At 55.2% G+C, this 1,258-nt stretch carries 1 protein-coding gene; it reads left to right on the top strand.

Features of this window, described 5'->3' with window-relative positions; all coding sequences use genetic code 11:
* Window positions 1-65 precede the first annotated feature (65 nt).
* Window positions 66-1,228 (top strand): IS3 family transposase gene (locus tag LBW88_RS26445; RefSeq protein WP_224935657.1). Its coding sequence is split into 2 segments (ribosomal slippage): window positions 66-327 and window positions 327-1,228, totalling 1,164 coding nucleotides; the frame shifts between segments, so codons are not numbered across the junction.
* Window positions 1,229-1,258: the final 30 nt, after the last annotated feature.

Below are 1,258 nucleotides of genomic sequence, written 5' to 3'. Positions count from 1 at the left end.
TGATCCTACCCGCGAATAGTGGACACGAGACTAAGTGAGTAAACTCTCAACCAGAGGTGACTCACATGACAAAAACAGTATCAACCAGCAAAAAGCCCCGTAAACAGCATTCCCCTGAATTTCGCAGTGAAGCCCTGAAACTCGCTGAACGCATCGGTGTTGCTGCCGCAGCCCGTGAACTCAGCCTGTATGAATCGCAACTTTATAACTGGCGCAGTAAACAGCAGCAACAGCTCTCATCCTCTGAGCGTGAAAATGAACTCGCTGCTGAAAATGCCCGTCTCAAACGCCAGCTGGCGGAACGGGACGAGGAGCTGGCCATTCTCCAAAAGGCCGCGACATACTTCGCGAAGCGCCTGAAATGAAGTATGTCTTTATTGAAAAACATCAGGCTGAGTTCAGCATCAAAGCCATGTGTCGCGTCCTCCGGGTGGCCCGCAGCGGCTGGTATGCGTGGGCTCAGCGGCGTGCGAGGCCAAACTCACGCCAGCAGTTCCGTCTGAGTTGTGACAGCGCCGTGCACGAGGCTTTTCACCGGGCAAAACAGCGCTACGGCGCACCGCGCCTGACCGATGAACTGCATGCTCAGGGTTACCGCTTCAGCGTGAAAACCGTGGCAGCCAGCCTGCGTCGTCAGGGGCTTCGGGCGAAAGCTTCACGGAAGTTCAGCCCGGTCAGTTACCGCGAGCATGGCCTGCCGGTGTCGGAGAACCTGCTGAAGCAGGATTTTTACGCCAGCGGTCCAAACCAGAAATGGTCGGGTGACATCACCTACTTACGTACTGATGAAGGCTGGCTATATCTGGCTGTCGTCATCGATCTGTGGTCACGTGCTGTTATCGGCTGGTCAATGTCATCGCGGATGACGGCACAGCTGGCCTGCGATGCGCTACAGATGGCGTTGTGGCGACGTAAGCGCCCGGAAAATGTCATCGTTCACACCGACCGTGGCGGGCAGTACTGCTCAGCGGATTATCAGGCGCTGCTGAAGCGGCATAACCTGCGCGGTAGCATGAGTGCAAAGGGCTGTTGTTACGATAATGCCTGTGCGGAAAGCTTCTTCCACTCACTGAAAGTCGAATGTATCCACGGTGAACGCTTTATCAGCCGGGAAATGATGCGGACGACGGTGTTTAATTATATCGAGTGTGATTACAATCGGTGGCGCCGCCACAGTGCCTGTGGGGGACTCAGCCCGGAACAATTTGAAAATCTGAATCTCGCTTAGGGCCGTGTCCACATTACGTGGGTAGGATCA

This window comes from Pantoea sp. alder81 (assembly GCF_020179835.1).
Classification (GTDB): Bacteria; Pseudomonadota; Gammaproteobacteria; order Enterobacterales; family Enterobacteriaceae; genus Pantoea.
Note: the sequence above shows the minus strand (reverse complement) of the source record. Positions and strands in the feature narration are given on the sequence as shown.